This is a genomic window from Streptomyces sp. DT190, assembly GCF_049846985.1.
Taxonomy (GTDB): Bacteria; Actinomycetota; Actinomycetes; order Streptomycetales; family Streptomycetaceae; genus Streptomyces.
The window spans coordinates 106,458-125,296 of record NZ_JBNCNM010000011.1; the positions used below are offsets into that span (position 1 = coordinate 106,458).

At 72.8% G+C, this 18,839-nt stretch carries 11 protein-coding genes; 10 read left to right on the plus strand and 1 reads right to left on the minus strand.

Annotated features, from left to right (window positions below; all coding sequences use genetic code 11):
* The first annotated feature begins 26 nt into the window (after positions 1 to 26).
* Positions 27 to 3,344, plus strand: a complete 3,318-nt coding sequence (locus ACPXCS_RS20625) for a right-handed parallel beta-helix repeat-containing protein (protein ID WP_425948115.1) — start codon at positions 27 to 29, stop codon at positions 3,342 to 3,344.
* The gene (locus tag ACPXCS_RS20630) at positions 3,341 to 4,588 is read left to right on the plus strand and encodes a S8 family serine peptidase (protein ID WP_425948113.1); all 1,248 of its coding nucleotides are present in this window, start codon (positions 3,341 to 3,343) and stop codon (positions 4,586 to 4,588) included. Before ACPXCS_RS20625 ends, ACPXCS_RS20630 begins: the two co-directional genes overlap by 4 nt.
* Positions 4,589 to 4,697: 109 nt before the next feature.
* Here the strand turns inward: ACPXCS_RS20630 and eccCa are convergent, their stop codons facing one another.
* Positions 4,698 to 8,723, minus strand: coding sequence for a type VII secretion protein EccCa (gene eccCa / locus ACPXCS_RS20635; protein ID WP_425948111.1), 4,026 nt, complete (start codon positions 8,721 to 8,723; stop codon positions 4,698 to 4,700).
* 453 nt (positions 8,724 to 9,176) lie between these two features.
* Here eccCa and eccD point away from each other — a divergent pair, with 453 nt between their 5' ends.
* The 8 genes from eccD (at position 9,177) to ACPXCS_RS20675 (ending at position 18,827) form a co-directional block, all read left to right on the plus strand.
* Complete coding sequence (gene eccD, locus ACPXCS_RS20640) at positions 9,177 to 10,577, plus strand: type VII secretion integral membrane protein EccD (RefSeq protein ID WP_425948110.1); 1,401 nt, start codon at positions 9,177 to 9,179, stop codon at positions 10,575 to 10,577.
* A 44-nt stretch (positions 10,578 to 10,621) separates the two neighbouring features.
* Positions 10,622 to 12,196: a type VII secretion protein EccB gene (gene eccB / locus ACPXCS_RS20645; protein WP_425948108.1), complete on the plus strand. Its 1,575-nt coding sequence runs from the start codon at positions 10,622 to 10,624 to the stop codon at positions 12,194 to 12,196.
* 540 nt (positions 12,197 to 12,736) lie between these two features.
* A complete protein-coding gene (locus ACPXCS_RS20650) occupies positions 12,737 to 13,072 on the plus strand; it encodes a hypothetical protein (protein ID WP_425948106.1) in 336 nt (111 codons plus the stop codon).
* Between the two features lie 88 nt (positions 13,073 to 13,160).
* A complete protein-coding gene (locus ACPXCS_RS20655; protein WP_425948105.1) occupies positions 13,161 to 13,469 on the plus strand; it encodes a WXG100 family type VII secretion target in 309 nt (102 codons plus the stop codon).
* Between the two features lie 132 nt (positions 13,470 to 13,601).
* Positions 13,602 to 14,072 (plus strand): type VII secretion system-associated protein, encoded by a 471-nt coding sequence (locus ACPXCS_RS20660; protein WP_425948104.1) that lies wholly within the window; start codon positions 13,602 to 13,604, stop codon positions 14,070 to 14,072.
* 112 nt (positions 14,073 to 14,184) lie between these two features.
* Entirely contained in the window at positions 14,185 to 17,835 is a 3,651-nt protein-coding gene (locus ACPXCS_RS20665) for an AAWKG family protein (protein WP_425948102.1), read from the plus strand.
* A gap of 159 nt (positions 17,836 to 17,994) precedes the next feature.
* Positions 17,995 to 18,447, plus strand: a complete 453-nt coding sequence (locus ACPXCS_RS20670) for a YbaB/EbfC family nucleoid-associated protein (protein WP_425948100.1) — start codon at positions 17,995 to 17,997, stop codon at positions 18,445 to 18,447.
* Between the two features lie 2 nt (positions 18,448 to 18,449).
* Positions 18,450 to 18,827, plus strand: coding sequence for a hypothetical protein (locus tag ACPXCS_RS20675; RefSeq protein WP_425948098.1), 378 nt, complete (start codon positions 18,450 to 18,452; stop codon positions 18,825 to 18,827).
* The last annotated feature ends 12 nt before the right edge of the window (positions 18,828 to 18,839 follow it).

The following is an 18,839-nucleotide window of genomic DNA, read 5'->3' on the forward strand; positions in this document are numbered from 1 at the left end:
CGACGCCGTAGCAAGGAGGTTGGTGCGTGTCGCGCCAGGTACTGACGGTCGGTCCGGGAGACCGGGACCGCTACCGGACGATCGGTGAGGCACTCTCGGCTGCCCGCACCGGCGCGCTCATCAGCGTCCGGCCGGGGACGTACGCGGAGAATCTGGTGATCCACACCCGGGTCACCCTCACCGCCGCCGAGGGGCGGGGCACCGTGGAGATCAGGCCGCGCTCGGGCACCGTGCTCGCGCTGCGCGCCGACGCCGTGATGCTCTCCGAACTGACCCTGCGCGGCGGCGACGCCGAGCAGCCGGCCGTGGACGTGCGGCGCGGGCAGGCCGCGCTGGACGGCTGCGAGGTCGTCGGCGCCGCCTGGACCGCGATGCTGGCCGGGGGCACCGGCTCGCTCGCGCTGCGGGACTGCCGGGTGAGCAACGCGCAGGGGGCGGGAGTCGTCGTCACCTCGACCACGCCCACCACCCTGGAGTCCTGCACCTTCGAGCACCTGGGCACCAGCGGGGTGGTCCTCGCCGAACAGGGCGAGGCACGCATCCGGGGCTGCACCGTGCGCGACGCCCGCGGCAACGGCCTGCTGGCCAACGGCGAGTCCCGCGGCACCGTCGAGGACTGCGACCTGTCCTCCACCGACAAGCCGTCCCTCGCCCTGGAGCAGAACAGCTCCCTGTCGGTGATCCGCACCGTGGTGCACGACACCAGCACCGGGGTGCACCTGAGCAGCGCGGGCCGTACGACGCTGGAGGACGTGCGCGTCACGGGGGCCTCCGGGAACGGGATCACGCTGGCCGCCGGCACCGACCCGGTGCTGCGCCGCTGCCGCGTCTCCCGCACCCGCGGCCACGCCGTGCTGGTCACCGACCGGGCCCGGGGCACCTTCGAGGACTGCTGGGTGGACGGCGCGCAGGGCGCGGCCCTGAGAGTCGCCGGGGCCTCCTCCCCGGCGCTCACCGGCTTCACGGTCCGCGACTGCGACCAGACCGGGCTGCTCCTGGAGGAGGACTCGGCGCCGGAACTGGACCGCCTCGAAGTGATCGGCGGCGCGCCGGCGGTCCTGGTGCGCGGCGGCGCCAACCCGCTGCTGCGCCGGGCCCGGCTCGTGGAGCCCTCCGGGGACGGCCTGGCGGCCACCAAGGACGCCCGCGGGCGCGCCGAGGACTGCGAGGTCGTCCGGCCGAAGGGCGCCGGCGTGCGGGTCGCCTCCGGCAGCACCCTCTACCTGGCCGGTGGCGGGGTGTCCGACACCGCCACCAGCGGCCTGGTCGTCGAGGACGGCGGGAACGTCACCGTCCGCGACTTCCGCATCGAGATCTGTGGCGAGGAAGGGGTGGTGGTCGCCGCCGGCGGTGAGCTGACCGCCAACCGCACGGCGGTGCACGCCCCCCAGGGACACGGTTTCCTGCTGCGCGAGGGCGCGCTGGCCTCGCTCAGCGGGTGCGAGGTCACCGGCGGCGCCCAGGACGGGTTCCGGGTGGAGTCCACCGCGCCCGTCTCGCTGGTCAACTGCCTGGCCCGGGAGAACGAGGGCGGCGGCCTGGTGCAGACCGCCCCCGGGGAACGGCTCGCCGTGGAGGGCCTGACCAGCACCGGCAACGGCAAGCGGGACGCCTGGGGCAGCGGCAGCGCGGAGAACACCGACCCGGCCGGTTCCGGTGCGGCGGACGCTCCCCCGGCCGACCGTGCCGACGGCCCGCTGGGCGCCCTCAACGCGCTGATCGGCCTGGAGAACGTCAAGCAGCAGGTGCGCACCCTGGTCAACCTGACGCAGCTCGCCCAGCGGCGTGAGCAACTCGGCATGGCGGCCCCGCCGATGAGCCGCCATCTCGTCTTCGCCGGGCCGCCCGGCACCGGCAAGACCACCGTGGCGCGGCTGTACGGTTCGATCCTGGCCGAGCTGGGGTCGCTGCGCAGCGGGCACCTGGTGGAGGTCTCCCGCGCGGACCTGGTCGCCCAGGTCGTCGGCGGGACCGCCATCAAGACCACCGAGACCTTCCAACGGGCTCTCGGGGGCGTGCTGTTCATCGACGAGGCGTACACGCTGACCTCCGACAGCGGCAACGGCGGCGCCGACTTCGGCCGTGAGGCCGTGGACACCCTGCTCAAGCTGATGGAGGACCACCGCGACGACGTGGTGGTGGTCGCCGCCGGCTACTCCCGCGAGATGGAGTCCTTCCTGAGCTCCAACCCGGGTCTGGCCTCGCGGTTCTCGCGCACGGTGGAGTTCGAGAACTACTCGGTGCCCGAACTGGTCGCGATCATGGAGAACATGTGCGCCCAGCACCAGTACGAGCTGGGTGAGGGCACGGCGGAGGCGCTGGCCGCGCACTTCGAGACGATGCCCCGGGACGCGGGCTTCGGCAACGGCCGTGCCGCGCGCGGGGTGTTCGAGGAGATGGTGGACCGTCAGGCGGTCCGGCTGGCCTCCCTGCCGCAGGTCGGCGAGCACGACCTGCGGCTGCTGCTGCCGGAGGACGTCTCCGCCACCGCCGCCGCGCAGACCACCGGGACCACCACGGCCGAGGACGACCCGCTGACGCGGCTCGGCGACATGGTGGGCCTGGCCGAGGTCAAGCGGGACGTCGCGGACCTGGTCAACCTCATCACCACGGCCCGCCACCGCGCGGCCGCCGGACTGCCGGTGCCCTCGCTCAGCCACCATCTGGTGTTCACCGGCCCGCCCGGCACCGGCAAGACCACCGTCGCCCGGCTCTACGGGGAGATCCTGTCCCAGCTCGGCATCCTCGAACGGGGCCAGCTGGTCGAGGCGGCCCGCGCCGACCTGGTGGGCCGCTACATCGGCCACACCGCGCAGCTGACCCGCGAGGTCTTCGAACGGGCCCGGGGCGGCGTGCTGTTCATCGACGAGGCCTACACGCTCACGCCGCGCGAGGGCGGCGCCGACTTCGGGCAGGAGGCGGTGGACACCCTGCTGAAGCTGATGGAGGACCACCGCGACGAGGTGGTCGTCATCGTCGCCGGCTACACCGACGAGATGGAACGCTTCCTCGCCTCCAACCCCGGTCTGTCCTCGCGCTTCCCGCGCCGGATCGCCTTCGCCGACTACTCCTCCGAGGAACTGGTCACCATCGTGCGCACCCAGGCCGCGAGCATGGGCTACGAGTGCGGTCCGGGCACCGGGCCGCTGCTCAAGGAGTACTTCGACGCGCTGCCCCGGGACCGCTCCTTCGGCAACGCCCGTCTGGCCCGCCAGGTGGTCGAGTCGATGGTCACCCGGCAGGCCGGACGGCTCAGCTCGCTGGCCGCGCCCACCCTGGACGACCTGCGCATCCTCCTGCCCGAGGACGTCACGGCCGCGGCTTCGAAGGCGGCACCCCGATGAAGCCGTCCGTCCGCGGGACCGCCCGCCTGCTGTCCGGAGCCGGCCTCACCGCCGCCCTGCTGCTGCCCCTGGCCGGCCCGGCGCACGCCGTGCCGCCGTCCCTGCTGCCCGCGGCCGACGGCAAGGGCCAGCAACTGCCCGGCATGCCCTCCCGGCTCGACCCGGACGCCGGTCAGGCGGCCTGCACCCCCGCCTCCGGCGAGCGGGCCGAGAAGCAGGACTGGTCGCGGCAGCGGCTGGATCTGGACCGGCTGCACAAGCACGGCACCGGCGCGGGCGTGACGGTCGCCCTGATCGACACCGGGGTGGTGGCCGGCGCCGCCGGGCTCGACGGCCGGGTCACCGCCCAGGGCGCGGCCGGCGCCGACTGCGTGGGGCACGGCACCTTCCTGGCCGGGCTGATCGCCGGAACCGGCGGGGACACACCGGGCCTCGCCGGCGTCGCCCCGGGTGCGAGGATCCTCGCCCTGCGCGGTACCGACGAACGCGGTCAGGCGGACGCGGACCTGGTCGCGGCCGCCGTGCGCGACGCCACCCGGGCGGACGCCGGGGTGATCGCCGTCGCGGTCGCCCTGCCCCGCCGCGACGCCGAGCTGACCCGCGCGGTGGCCGACGCCCGCCGCGCGGGCGCGGTGGTGCTCGCGGCCGCCACGCCGGACCCGCCGTCCCGGGGCGCGGGCGACGACATCCCGGCCCGCACCTACTGGCCCGCAGGTGAACCCGGGGTCCTGTCGGTCGCCGACATGCTGCCCGACGGGGCCCGCCCCGACGGCGCGCTGCGCACCGGCGGCATCGACCTGGCCGCACCCGGTGCCGGCGTGGTCTCGGGCGGTCCGCGCGGCGACGGCCACTACCTCGGCGGCGGTGCCTCGGTGGCCACCGCCTACGCCGCCGGCACCGCGGCGGTCGTGCGCGCCACGCACCCCGACGCCTCCCCCGCCGCCGTCACCCGCCGTCTGACCGCCACCGCCTACCCCGCCGACCTCCCCCAACTGGATCCCTACGCCGCCGTCACGGCCGTCCTCGGCGACTCCCCCGGGTCCGCACCCGGCGACCGCGGCACGGGCCCCGTGACCCTGCGCGACACCTCCGCCGCCGATCGCGCCTCCGACCGCGCCGCGCTCTTCGTCCTCCTGGGCGGCGCCGCCGTGCTGTCCGTCCTGTGGGCGGTGTTCGCCCTTCCCAGGGCCCGGGCGCGCGGCTGGCGCGCTGCGGCGGGTCCGCGCGGGGCGGGCGGCCGGTGAGCCGCCCAGTCGGGCGCTGAACCCCGAGCGGGGGCCACCTGTGGTGGCCCCCGCTCTTCGTGTGTTCTCCCGATGTCCGGGCCGTGGTGCTCCCGCTGTCCGGGCCGTCTCAGGCCTGCTGTGCCGCGGTCCCCTCCACCAGTGCCGTCTGCATCAGCCGCTCGCGGCGGCGGGCGATGTGCAGGGCACGGCCCGGGGGGAGGTTGCGCGGCTTGGCGTTGCCGAACAGCCGGCCCTCGGTGGGCGGGCAGGACAGCAGGACGGCGGGGTTGTTGGCCTCGTCCAGACGGCGCAGCAGGCCGTCGCTCAGACCGCGGCCGGCTCCCATGGCACTGCGGGCGACGACCAGGTGCAGGCCCATCTCGAAGCCCAGGGTGAGGTGTTCGAAGAGCGGCTCGAAGGGGCTCTGGAAGGAGTTGCCGGAGACCATGTCGTAGTCGTCGACGAGGATGAACAGGCGCGGGCCGGTCCACCAGTCGCACTGGCGCATCCGCGCGGGGGCGATGTCAGCGCCGGGGATGCGGGTCTTCATGGCGCGGGCGGCGCCCTCGACGGTCTCCTTGAGGTTGTCCAGGGAGATCACGTGCCCGATGCGGTACTCCTCGGGGACGGTGTCCACCAGGGTGCGCCGGTAGTCCACCACGATGATCTTCGCCTCGTTGGGGGCGTAGCGGGTGGTGATGCCCTCGGCGACGCGGCGCAGCAGGTTGGTCTTGCCGCTCTCGGTGTCACCGACCACGATCAGGTGCGGGGTGCGGCTGAAGTCGTGCCAGACCGGCTCCAGGGCGTCCTGGTCGATGCCGAGCGGCAGGCGCATGCCGCCGCCCTCGGTGGCCTCGGGCGCGGGCAGTTCCGCCAGCGGCAGCCGGTGGGGCAGCATCCGGATCTGCGGGGCGGACGCGCCGGACCAGTGCCGCGAGATCTCGGCGACGAGGTGGGCGACACCGTCGCCGAGGTCGTCGAGGGAGCCGCTGCCGTCGAGGCGGGGCAGGCCGGCCAGGAAGTGCATCTTGGTGTCGGCGGTGATGCCGCGGCCGCCGCTGCGCGGCACCGAGCGGGCCTTGCGGGTGTCGACCTCGGAGTCCATCGGGTCACCCATCCGCAGCTCCAGGCGGGTGGCGGCCTGGTCGCGGACCTGGGCGGACAGCTCCACCCAGCGGGTGGTGGTGATGAGCAGGTGGATGCCGTAGTTGAGGCCGCGGGCGGCGAGTTCGTTGAACTTCGGGATCAGGTCGTCGTAGTCCTGGCGGACCGTGGACCAGCCGTCGACCACCATGAAGACGTCGCCGAAGGGCTCGTCGGGGAACTCCCCGGCGGCCCGGCGGCGCCGGTAGGACTGCATCGAGTCCAGGGTGTGGTCGACGAAGAACTGCTCGCGGCGGGCGAGCAGCGTCATCACCTCGGCGACGGCCCGGTGCACCCGCTCCGGGTTGAGCCGCGCCGCGACGCCGCCGACGTGCGGCAGACCGGCGAGCTGGGAGAGGCCGCCGCCGCCGAAGTCGAGGCAGAAGAACTGGATCTCGGCGGGGGTGTGGGTGAGGGCGAGGGCGCTGATCAGGGTGCGGGCGAGGGTGGACTTGCCGCTCTGCGAGCCGCCGGCGATGGCGACATGGCCGCCGGCCCCGGACAGGTCCACGATCAGCGGGTCGCGGCGCTGCTCGAAGGGCTTGTCGACCAGGCCGACGGGGACGCGCAGCTTGCCGGTGCCGGGCCAGCCGGTGGCGGTGAGGCCGCGCTCGGGGTGGGGGGTGATGCCGGGCAGCAGGGCGTCCAGCGGGGAGGGCTCGTCCAGCGGCGGCAGCCACACCTGGTGGGCGGCGGGGCCGGAGTCGCGCAGCCGGTCCAGGGCCACGTCGAGGAGGGTCTCCTCGTCGCCGGTCTCCTTGGTCTCCGGCTCGGGTTCGGGCGCCGCCTCCAGGGTGCGGGGCACGACCCAGCCGCTGGTCCAGGGCACGACCTGGCTGGCCACCCGGGCCTGCACCACCGCGCCGGTGCGACGGCGGTAGGTGCCGGAGGAGTAGGCCGCGCGGAACCGCGTCAGAGCCTCGACACCGGACTTCAGGTAGCCGCTGCCGGGCTGGGCGGGAAGCTGGTAGGCGTCCGGGACGCCGAGCACGCCGCGGCTCTCCATGGCGGAGAAGGTCCGCAGGCCGATGCGGTACGACAGGTGGCTCTCCAGCTGGTGCATACGGCCTTCGTCCAGGCGCTGCGAGGCGAGCAGCAGGTGCACCCCGAGGGAGCGGCCGAGGCGGCCGATCATGACGAACAGGTCCATGAACTCACGGTGTGCCGACAGCAGTTCGCTGAACTCGTCGACGACGACGAACAGGCTGGGCAGCGGGGTCAGGTCGGCACCGGCGGCGCGGGCACGTTCGTACTCCAGGGCGGAGGTGTAGTTGCCGGCGGCGCGCAGCAGTTCCTGGCGGCGCATGAGTTCACCGTGCAGGGCGTCCTGCATGCGTTCGACGAGGGCGACTTCGTCGGCGAGGTTGGTGATGACGGCGGAGGTGTGCGGGAGTTCCTCCAGGCCGAGGAAGGTGGCGCCGCCCTTGAAGTCGACCAGGACGAAGTTGAGCGTCTCGGAGGAGTTGGTCAGGGCCAGGCCGAGGACGAGGGTGCGCAGCAGCTCGCTCTTGCCGGAGCCGGTGGCGCCGATGAGCATGCCGTGCGGGCCCATGCCGCCCTGCGCGGACTCCTTGATGTCGAGCTCCACCGGGCGGCCGTCGACGCCGACCGCGACGGGCACCCGGAGCCGGGCGGAGCCGGTGTGCCGGGCGAAGAGGGTCTGCGGGTCGTGCCGGTGCAGGTCGGTGATGCCGAGCAGGGTGGTCAGTTCGACGTCGGTGTCCAGGGGCTGCGCGATGTCGGTGCCGAGGCTGATGCGGCGGGCGGTGAGCAGCCGGGCCAGCGACTCCGCGCCGAGCGGGCCGAGCCGGTCGGGGCGGCCGAGCGGCACGGAGCGCTCCTTGCGGCTGCGGTCGGTGCGCACCAGGCTCACCCGGTCGGGTCCGACGGTCATGCGCAGCGTGTTGCGGCCGGGCCGCCAGCGCAGGGCACCGGAGACGTCGAGGACGACCGCGTTGCGGTAGCCGTGCCCCTCCCAGCGGTGTCCCTCGGGGACGGTGACGCCGTCCAGGACGACGACGGTGTAGGGCTCGTCGCGGCCGGGGCGGGCGTCCGGGTCGAAGCCGGGCCGTTCGGCGAACTCGGCGCCGAGCAGGTCGTCCAGCTCGGTGAGGTCGGCGGTGATGCGGCGGACCTGGCCGGCGCCGTCCTCCTCGTGCGGGTGCAGGGCGTGCGGCAGCCACTTGACCCACTCCCAGTCGGGCCGGCGTTCGTCGCTCACGCAGACCGCGAGCCACAGTTCCTCGGGGGCGTGGAAGACCGCGAGCTGGCCGAGCGCGGCCCGCACCAGGGAGCGTACGGCGTCGTCGCCTCCGTCCCCGGCCGGTGCGCGGCCGGCCCGGGCGGCGGCCGCTCGGGCCGTCGTGCCCGGCTCGGCCAACGTCCCGGAGTCCTCCTCGGGGCGCAGCAGGATCCGGGCCGAGGAGCGCAGGTAGAGGCCCAGGGGCTGCTCCGGGATGGTGGAGTAGGCGCGGATGAAGCGGCGCAGGGCATGTGCGCAGAGCGGTTCGAGGTCCTCCACGGGGCGGGTGGAGACGGGCTGCAGGGTGAGCGCGAGCTGCTGCTCACCGACCGCGAGCCGCACCTCGCCGAAGTCCTCGTCGGCGGGGCGGCGTTCCCACAGTCGCGAGGTGCGGGCCAGTGAGCGCAGCGAGGCGGGTTCCGGGTGGCGCCAGGCGAGCGCCCGCTGCTGCTCCACGATGGTGGCCCGGACCCGCTTGCGGATCTGTGCCAGGTAGCGGAGGTAGTCGCGGCGTTCACCGCGCAGGCGCTGCTTGCGCTCGCTGGAGCGGCGCATCAGCTGGCCCAGCAGCATGGCGCCCGCGGAGAGCGCCATCACACCCATCGCCAGGTAGATGAAGACGCCGTTGCCGCCGCCGGGGCGCAGGAACATCAGCATCATCGACACCGACATCAGCGCCATCGGCAAATAAGTCCATATCGCCGAGGTGTCCGGAACCGTCTCGGACAGCACCGGCGGTTCCTGGAGGGTCAATTGCCCTTCGGGCATCTCCGGTCCGCGCCTGCGGGCAGGCCGGCGAAACAGCACCACGCTCAAGGGACAGAACCTCCGGGTTCGCTGGGCTTTCCGGCCCGCACCGAATACCGCTACGCGCGGTAGCGGGAAAGTGTCGCACCGTGCTCATGCGTGCGGTTCCCGGGCAACGGCGAAATCGGGGTGCGTGTTCCGGGCGGGGAGTGGGGCGGGCAACTCCGCGCCGCTCGGCTCCGTACCGGACGCAGGTCCGGTCCGCAGCACAATCCGGCGGGCGTCGGCAGTAGTCTGCATTCACCGAACGCGACCTGTCCACGCGGGAGGGGCGGTTACCGGACGTCCGGACCCAATTCCCGGGCACCGACCCTGTGTTCTCGGCCGCATATACCTTACGTACTCTGCACCCGTTCCCCTTTCCCGGGGGACGTCTCCCTGCCAAGCCCCCCACGGAAGACGAGAGTTCAGCTGATGACCGACAGCGCGGTGGCCGAACTGTGCCGCCTGACCGTACGCGCGCCGAGCGTCTCCGTCGATCTGGCGGTGCCCGCCGACGTGCCGGTCGCCGACCTGCTGCCCACGCTCCTGCGCTATGTCGGCGAGGAGGCCGAGGAGGCCGGTCTCGACCACGCCGGCTGGGTGCTCCAGCGCCTCGGTGACGCCCCGCTCGACGAGGAGACCACGCTCGCCCGTTCCGGGCTCACCGACGGCGACGTGCTGTATCTGCGCCCCCACACCGAGGCGCTGCCCGAGGCCCGCCTCGACGACCTCGTGGACGGGATAGCCGACACCACCGGCCGGCGGCTGCACGACTGGCACCCGGGCGCGGCGCGCGGCCTGCTGGTGGCGACCGCGGTCGCCACCGTGGTGACCGCCCTGCTGCTGGTGTTCTGGCCCGGGGTGAGCCCGTCGGTGCGGCCCGCCTACGCGGGGGTGACCGGACTGCTGCTGCTGGCGGGCGCGGGCACGGCCAGCCGCGCGGTCGGCGACCGGCTCTCGGCCAGTGCGCTCGGCCTGCTCGTCGCCCCCTGCCTGGCGCTGGCCGGCTGGGTGCTGCCCGGCGGCGACCTGACCGGCCCGGACGCCGCGCGGGTCGTCGGGGCGCGGCTGCTCGCGGCGGGTGCCGCGGGGGCGGGCGGGGCCGTGCTCGCGCTGGCCGCCACCGCGGTCGGCGCCCCGGCGCTCGTGGCCACCGCCGTGGTCGCGGTGGCCACCGCGGTGTCGGGGGCCCTGATCGGCTACAGCGGCCTGGACGTGCCGGCGACGGTGGCGCTGGTCGCGACGGTGGTCGCGCTCGGCGCCGGAGCGGTGGCGCCCTTCGCCTTCAAGCTGGCCGGGATGCGGATGCCCGCGCTGCCGTCGTCCGCCGGGCAGCTCCAGGAGGGCATCGAGCCCTACGCGGGCAGCGAGGTCGCCGAGCGGACCGAGCTGGCCGGGCGGTGGGTCACCGCCCTGTTCGCCGCCACCGGGGTGGTCTCCGCGGCCGCGCTGGTCGTCCTCGCCGAGCACCCGAACCTGCCCGAGGTGCTGACCGCCCTCGCGCTGAGCCTGCTGCTGCTCCTGCACGGCCGCGGCCTGGTGCACATCGCCCAGCGGCTGGCCCTCGCGGTGCCCGGGGTGTGGGGTCTGCTGCTGCTGGCCCGCGCCTGGGCGGTCGACAGCGGCCATGACGGACGCACGGTGGTCTCCGCGGTCCTGCTGGCCGCCGCCGCGGCCCTGGTGGTGGCCGCCTGGGTGGTGCCCGGCCGCCGGATGCTGCCGTACTGGGGCCGGGCGGCGGAGCTGGCGCACACCGGCCTCGCGGTGGCGTTGCTGCCGCTGAGCCTGTGGGTGGCGGGCCTGTTCGGGTGGCTGCGCGGCCTGTTCGGCTGAGATCTGCGAACGCCGTTTCATCGAGTACGAGTTGAGGAGAGGCTGTGCAGTCCAAACGCGACCAGGTGCAGGCCCACGCTTTCATGATGGGCAGGCTCAGCTCGGGCCTGCTGACGGCCGACCCGGACGCCCCGGAGAGCCCGCTGGGGCGCACCACCCGCGGCGTGGTCTTCGGTGTGCTGTTCACCGTCCTGATCGGCGCGGGAGCCACCGTCTACGGCCTGCTGCGCCCCGGCGGCAACGACGGCTGGCGCGACGGCGAGCACCTGGTGATCAACCGCGACACCGGTGCCCGCTACCTGTGGACGGGCACCGACGGCGTGCTGCACCCGGTGCGCAACTACGCCTCGGCGCGGCTGATCGGCGGCTCCGACCTGGCGACGAGCGACGTGGGCACGGCTTCGCTGCGGGACACCCCGGTGGGCGCCCCGGTCGGCATCCCCGGCGCCCCGGACACCGTGCCCGAGGCCGGTCAACTCGACGACGGGGCGTGGCACATGTGCGTCACCGGCCCGGAGGGGGCGCTGCCCAGCACCTCCGCGGCCGCGACGGACACCGGGGTGAACAAGCCGGGCGCCACCACCGTCGTCGCCGGGGCGCCCGTGGAATCCCGCGGGGTGGCGGCCGACGGAGCGGTGCTGGTGCGCGGCCCGGACCGCACCGAGTACCTGGTGTGGCGGGGCAGCAGGCTGCCGCTGGACCGGGCCTCCGACGCCCGCAACGCCCTCGGCTACGGCTCGGAACGGCCGATGCCGGTCTCCGCGGCGTTCCTGGACGCGCTGGCCCCCGGTCCCGCCCTGAGCCCGCCCGAGGTGCCGGGGCGTGGCGAGGAGGGTCCCGCGCTGGGCGGCGAGGCGAGCCGGGTCGGCCAGCTGTTCAAGGTGAGCGTGCCCGGCGGCGGAAGCACGTACCACCTGCTCCAGCGGGACGGCCTGGTGCCGCTGACCCGGCTCGGCGCCGCCCTGGTGCTGGGTGATCCGGCCACCCAGGAGGACGCCTACCAGGGGAAGTCGCCCGAGGTGCGCACGGTCGGCGCGGACACCCTGCGCGAGCACCGCGCGAAGGACGCGGCCCCGGCCGGCTCCGCCGAGTTGCCGGACGCGCCGCCCGCGCCGCAGTCCGCGCCGCGGGGTACCGCGCTGTGCGCGAAGGTCGACGGCGACGACGGCGGGGTCCGGATCAGCTCGGTGCTGGTCCCGTTGTCCCGGCTGGGCCCCGTGGCGGTGCCGGAGGGCACCGACCAGCCGCTGGAGCCCGCCTGCGCGCCGCCGGACGCGGCGGTCGTGCGGCCCGGGCACGGGGCACTGGTCCGGGCGCTGAACGCCAGCGGCGCCGCTCACGCCGGCACCACCTACCTGGTGGCGGACAACGGTGTGAAGTACCGGCTGCCCTCCAAGGACTCCCTCTCGGCGCTCGGGTACGGGACCGGGGACATCGACTCGGTGCCGGCTCCGCTGCTCGCCGCCTTCCCGACGGGCGCGGACCTGGACCCGGCGGCGGCCTCGGGCGCCGCGCGGACCAGGGTGACGGCCCCCGCGTGCGGCACCGAGCGGCAGTCGGGCGGGCGCGCGGCGGACGGCGAGCCGGACAAGGCCGGCACAGTCGGCGCGGCCGAGTGAGCCGAACGAGGAACGCGTACGCACCGAACGCGGAGGAAGGGGTCGACTGCGGGGGCGAATTCCAGCCGAACTGAGCCGCGGTGGCGCGTAGTCGGCGCGGTCCGGCGCGAGGTCGGGCCGGGGGAAATCGCCCGCGGCCGGACCCCCGCCCGCCGATAGCCGGCGCAGGAATGCCCGAGCCCGAGAAGAAACCTCAAGAAAAGCTCAGAGAATAACGGTGAGCCGTTCCATGGATTCACCGCCGGCCGCGCGGACATTTCGGGAAAGAGCCGCCGCGATGACCGTTTGCGACCCCGCATGCCCGTTTCTTGCCCGCATCACGCCACCCCGGCGTAATGACGACCGGTTGCTTGTCGACCGGCGCGGAAGTTCCCTTCATCCCCGTGAAACCTCCCCGCAACTCGACTGGTATGTAAGGTGCTTGGGGAAGTGAACCGAAGCTCAAAATCGACCCCGCTCGCGTTGCGCGGAACCCGGGGTTCTCTTTAGCCTCAGCGAGCCACATGGCGATCAGACTGGCTCGAACGAAGGGAGCGCGACATGGCGGACAGTGCCGCGAGGAAAGCGGATTACGCCAAGGGCTTGGGGGGCGTCTCGTCCCTGGAGTCGGCCCGGACCCAGGTCGAGAAGATCCAGAACAACGTGGCCGAGCTGGCCTCGCGTTCGGGCGTCGGCGGCGACGAGGGCCAGGCCCTGCTGAAGCTGTTCCGCAGCTGGAACGCCGAGGCGCAGAAGGTCGTCGTCCAGATCAGCAAGATGATCGACGCGCTCCAGGAGAACGTGACCTCCGCCAACCGTCTGGCGCAGGAGAACCAGGACCTGACCGAGGTCCTCAACAGCAAGACCACCCAGGGCGTCTTCGAAGCACTGCGTTGACTTCCCCACCGGCGTCGGCCCTCCCGGACGAGGCCGGACCCCGTGAGCTTCCCGGGCCGTGGCGCCCGGCCACCCGAGAGGAGACGTCATGGCCGACGGCATCATCGACGTGCAGTACCCCGTGGTTCAGCGGGCCATCGAGGACCTGAGGGACCAGACCCAGCAGATCATCAACACCCTCAACAACCTGGAGGACGAGCTGAAGCCGCTCGTCAGCTCCTGGGAGGGTTCCGACCAGCAGATGTACATCCAGGTCCAGGCGGAGTGGGACCAGGCCACCAAGAACATGGCCATGCTGCTCGGCGACAGCGGTGAGCTGATCCAGAGCATCCACGACAACCACTCCCGCGACGAGCGCCGCAGCGCCGACAACTGGGGCAACGTCCGGGCCCGTTAGCAGCACCGGTGCCGCCGCCCGTCAGCACCGGGCCGGCCCTCCATCGGTACGGCCGTCCGCGCCCCGGGCGGCGGCCGGCCGTACCGGTGCCGCTCACCACCCGTCCGGTACCAAGCCGCAGGAGGACGTCCCATGGCCGGTGAGAAGGCCGACGTCAAGCATTTTGACCTCAAGCAGATGGAGAACTTCCGGGACAACGAGGTGCAGCCGGTGTACACCGCCGCGAAGAAGCACCGCGAGGAAGGCGACGGGTCCCACATCCGCCCGCTGGGCCAGCTCATCGACGGGCACACCACCCCGGGCAACCTGGACCAGAAGCAGCAGCTGCTGCGCATCGGCAAGATGGTCACCGAACCGCTGGTCTCGGGGCCGAAGCTGATCGAGGACATCCGCGCGGCGGCCGAGTCGATCGACAAGCTGCTCGGTGACCAGATGGAGCTCTTCAAGGAGCTCAAGGAGGCCCTCAGCGACACCATCGACGAGGCCAACAAGACCAAGGACAAGAACCTCGGCGCGATCGACGCGCAGACGCTGCTGATGACCTTCGAGGAGGTCGACTCCCTCACCACCGGCAGCTCCGGCGGGACCAGCGACGACGACTGACAGCGCGCCGTGCGTGCCGGTCCGGTCCGGGTACGGCACGCCCGCATGCGCACCGGCATGAGGACGCCGTGCACCGGCACGGATGACAGGCACCGACCAGAAAGGGCGCCCGGTGGCCGATCGGTACGACCCCAACTCCGTTGCGAACATCGACAAGTTCGACAACGCCAGCGACCCCTCGTCCGACACCTGGGCCACCCTGGTCACCCACATCACCGGCTACCCGGTCCCCGACCGCAGCACGATCTTCGACACCCTGCGCTCCGACCACGGCGGCAAGCTGTTCCGGATGGACATCAAGGACCGCAGTCTCAGCCTGCTCGTCAAGGACTCCGGCTTCCTGACGAACACCGGCGAGGACTACGACATCTGGTTCTTCGACCGGGGCAAGAAGACCCAGATCAAGCAGGCCCGGATCGTCTTCGAGGGCCGGGTGAAGGCCGGTGACGAGATCATCTTCGCCAGCCCCGGTTCCGACAACGTGCACGACGCCCAGGTCCGTGAGGGCAACGAGTTCACGGACTACAACAAGGACAAGATGAGCACGATCCCGCTCGCCCGGTACATGAACGGGCCGCGGGCGGCGCTCCTCGCCCTGCTCGGCGGCTCCACCCAGGACGCCCGCTTCAGCAACCTGGGCGTGGGCGGCGGCGATGTGGTCGACCTCAACTCCTTCGACACCACCGGCGAGTCCTTCGACTACGCGGCCAAGTTCTTCAAGGACCACGCGGTGGTGCTGAAGGACTGGGAGGACCGCTTCGGCCGGGACGACGCGAGCTGGAAGGGCGAGGCCGCCGAGGTCTTCCGCAGCCTGCTGAAGAAGATCCGCGAGAACTACGACAACTACGTCGAGACCTTCAACTCCACCGCCGGCTCCGGCGGCGAGACCGGCACCGGCAACACGGTGTACTCCCGCGCCCTGTCCCTGGGCCGCAAGTACCTGGAGGACGCCGCCGACACCCTGCTCAAGGCGTGGCTGGACTGGGCCAAGTCGCCCTACTACGACCCCCACCAGGTGCTGCGCTACGTCCTGGACGACCTCGCCCAGTGGGTGGACACCAACAACGTCGCCATGACCGACATCAAGGTCACGTACTCGCGCTACAGCAGCTCCACCTACCACTCCCCCAAGGCCGGCTTCCTCCAGGAGCATCCGGAGTACGGCGACCTCACCGACATCGCCAACTGGGCGAAGGTCGGCGACAAGGCGGTCAAGATCTGGAGCCAGGGCGTCGACGAGTACCTGGGCAAGCCCGCCGCCCAGGTGCAGTCGAGCCTCAACAACCACTTCCTCGACCTGGGCAAGGACTTCTCGGAGAACCTGCCCGAGCCGAAGTCGACCACCACGGCCGCGGACGACTACGAGAAGAGGAAGCTGGACGAGGAGAAGGCGGAGATCAAGCGGCAGAACGAGGAGAACCGCAAGTACCAGGACGAGCTGCGCGCCGAGCAGGAGCGCCAGCGCGAGGAGGACCGCAAATACCAGGAGGAGCTGCGCAACGAGCAGAACCGGCAACGCGAGGAGGACAAGAAGTACCAGGAGGAACTGCGCGCGGAGCAGCAGCGCGAGCAGGAGGAGGCCAGGAAGTACCAGGACGAGCTGCGCAACGAGCAGAACCAGCAGCGCGAGGAGGACAAGAAGTACGCCGACGAGCTGCGTGAGGAGCAGCGGCGCGAGCAGGAGGAGGCCAAGCGCGAGGCCGAGGAGCAGCGCAAGGAGATGGAGGAGAGCCTGGGCGGTCTCAACGATCCCAACGCGCTCCGGGAGCAGAACCTCGGCAACCTCGACGAACTGCTGAACCAGAACATCCCCGTCACCGAGAGCCTAGGCGACTTGAACGGCACGGGCGATGGCACGGGCGACGGCACGCAGGGTCCGGCGGGTGAGGCCCCCCCGGTCACCACGAACCTGGGCAGTCTCGGCGCTCTGGGCAACGGTCCCGGCGGGACGAACGACGACGCGGCCAACAACGCGGTCACCCAGAGTCTGGGCAACCTCGGCGGGCTGAACAACGGCCCCGGCGCCGCGCTGCGCACCCCGACCGGAGGCACCACCCAACTCGGCGACGGCAAGCTCACCACCGGTTTCCCGGACGGCAGCAGCACCTCCTTCGACCCGGACACCGGGGTGCTCACCACCACCCACCCGGACGGCTCCGTCACCACCACCGATCTGGGCAACGGCACCAAGGTGACCAACCCCGACGGCTCGGTCACGTCCCTGGGCGACGACGGCAAGCTGACGACGACCTTCCCCGACGGCACCAGCCAGACCGTCGACCCCACCACCGGCCAGGCGACCACCACCCACCCGGACGGCACCACCACCACGACGGATCTGGGCAGCCTCGACGGCATCAACGGCGGCGACGGGGTGCTCGACACCCCGACCGGAGGCAGCACGCAGCTCACCAGCGGCGGCGACCTCACCACCGACTTCCCCGAAGGGGGCCGCACCTCCTTCGACCCGGACACCGGGGTGCTGACCACCACGCTCCCGGACGGCTCCGTCACCACCGCGGACCTGGGCAACGGCGCCACCGTGACCAACCCGGACGGCTCCACGACCACCCTGGGCGACGACGGGAAGCTGACCACGACCTTCCCCGACGGCACCACCCAGACCGTCGACCCCACCACCGGCCAGACGACCACCACCCGTCCGGACGGCACGACCACCACCGAGAGCCTCGGGAACCTGGGGAACCTCAACGGCCAGAACGGGTTCGGCGATCTGGGCGACCTCGGGGACATCAACCCCGACGTGACGACCGAGTCGATCGGGGACCTCGGCGGCCTCGGCGGTCTGAACACCGACCGGTCCGGCCTGGAGACGCCGACCGGTGGGCACACCTCGCTCGACGGCGACGGCGACTTCACCACCACGTTCCGGGACGGCAGCGAGAGCGTCTTCGACCCCGACGACGGGATGCTCACCACCACCCGCCCGGACGGCACCACCACGACCACCGACCTCACCCACGGGGCGAAGGTCACCAATCCGGACGGCTCCACCACCGTCCTGGACAACGGCATGCTGACCACGACCTTCCCGGACGGCAGCACCCAGGTCATCGACCCGGACACGGGCATCGCCACGGTCACCGACCCGCAGGGCCGCACCGAGACGGTCGACCTGCACGACCTGAACCCGCCTTCGGACAACGACCGTTCCGACCTCCTCGACGGTCTGGGCGACCTGAACGGGGTCGGCGGGGGCGGCTCCACGATCTCCCGGGACGTTCCGCTGTCCGAACTGGGACTGGGTGGCGGCGGCGGAGCGACCGCGAGCAGCGCGCTGCCCGGTGGCGGTCTCTCCCCGGGCGAGTCCCTCTCCGCGGACGGCTCGGGCGTCGCCCCGCTCTCGGAGAGCGCGGCCGCACCGCTCGCTCCCGCCGCGATGGCCGGCGCACCGGGCGCCCCCGGCATGCCCGGCAGTCCCGGCATGCCCATGGGCGGCGGTATGGGCGGCATGGGCGCGGGCGGGGAACGCGGCAACGGCGAGCGGGTGCGTGCCGTCCTCGTCGACGCGGCCGAGGAGAGCGAGCGGCGCAACCGCCGGCGGCGCAGCCCGTGGAACCGCCAGGAGGACGACGACACGTTCCTCGCCCCCGCCTCCCGGGTGACGACCACCGGTGGGGAGGCCCCCCAGGAGGAGACGGAACCGGGTCGCAGGCCCACCAGTTCCGCCGACTACCTGGAGGAGGACGCGGACGTGTGGGGCACCGACGAGGGCGGCGCACCGGCCGTCATCGGGCGGTGAGCGGCGCGCGTCGGGCACGCCGCGGGACCCCGGCTTTCGCGCCGGGGTCACCACCAGGCAAGATCAGCAGGGCAGTTGACCGGTCCGGAAGAGCCGGGCCGGGGTGAGGGCCGGGTCTCCGGCCGCACGGACAGACCTACGGAGAGAGGAGGGGCGAGCATGACGGAACCGCTGGAGAAGCGCCTGGAGAAGGCGATGGCCGAGCTCCAGGCCGCCCAGGAGGCGGTGGCGCGGACCGAACGCGAGCTGCGGCAGGCGTCGTTCGCGGTGCTCTCCTCCGACCGTGCGGTCAGGGCGACCGTGGGCCCGCAGGGCGAGCTGACCGGGATCGAGTTCCTGGACGGCAAGTACCGCGACATGTCACCGCAGGAGCTGGCCGCCAGTGTCCTGGAGGCGGCCGGTGCGGCACGCGTGAAGATGAACCGGCACGTCATGAAGGCGATGGCCCCCTTCACGGAGCCCAGCAGCAACGTGCCGGAGCTGAAGGGCTTCGAGCTCGACTGGGAGCGGATCTTCGGCCCCGAGGTGCTGCGCGACGACGAGGACACGGCACGCGGCGACGAGCAGGCCCCCGCCTGGCGGGACGCGCTCGGCGAGGACGGGGAGGACTGACGATGGGACAGCGGTACTACGTCGACCCGCACCGCATCGAGGCCCTGGCCGGGCAGTTGGAGGAGATCGGCTCCCTCGCCAGGAGCATGACGGAGGAGTTCCTCGACGAGCTGGGGCCCACGGTCCGCTGGCCCGGCACCGAAGGGGAGTTCGCCGAGAAGGCCAAGCCGCAGGAGCAGAAGGAGCGGCAGACCACCAAGGACACGATGATGTCCATCCGCGACGCCCTGGTGGGCATCACCGACGCCACGCTCAGCCAGGTCCGGATGATGAAGGACACCCGCGACCGCAACATCGAGGGCATCGAGCAGCGCAACAGCCGGATCGAGACCGACGGCTTGAACGGCGACGGAGGCCCGTCCGGGCATGGCCGCCGCTGACCCGAGCACCAC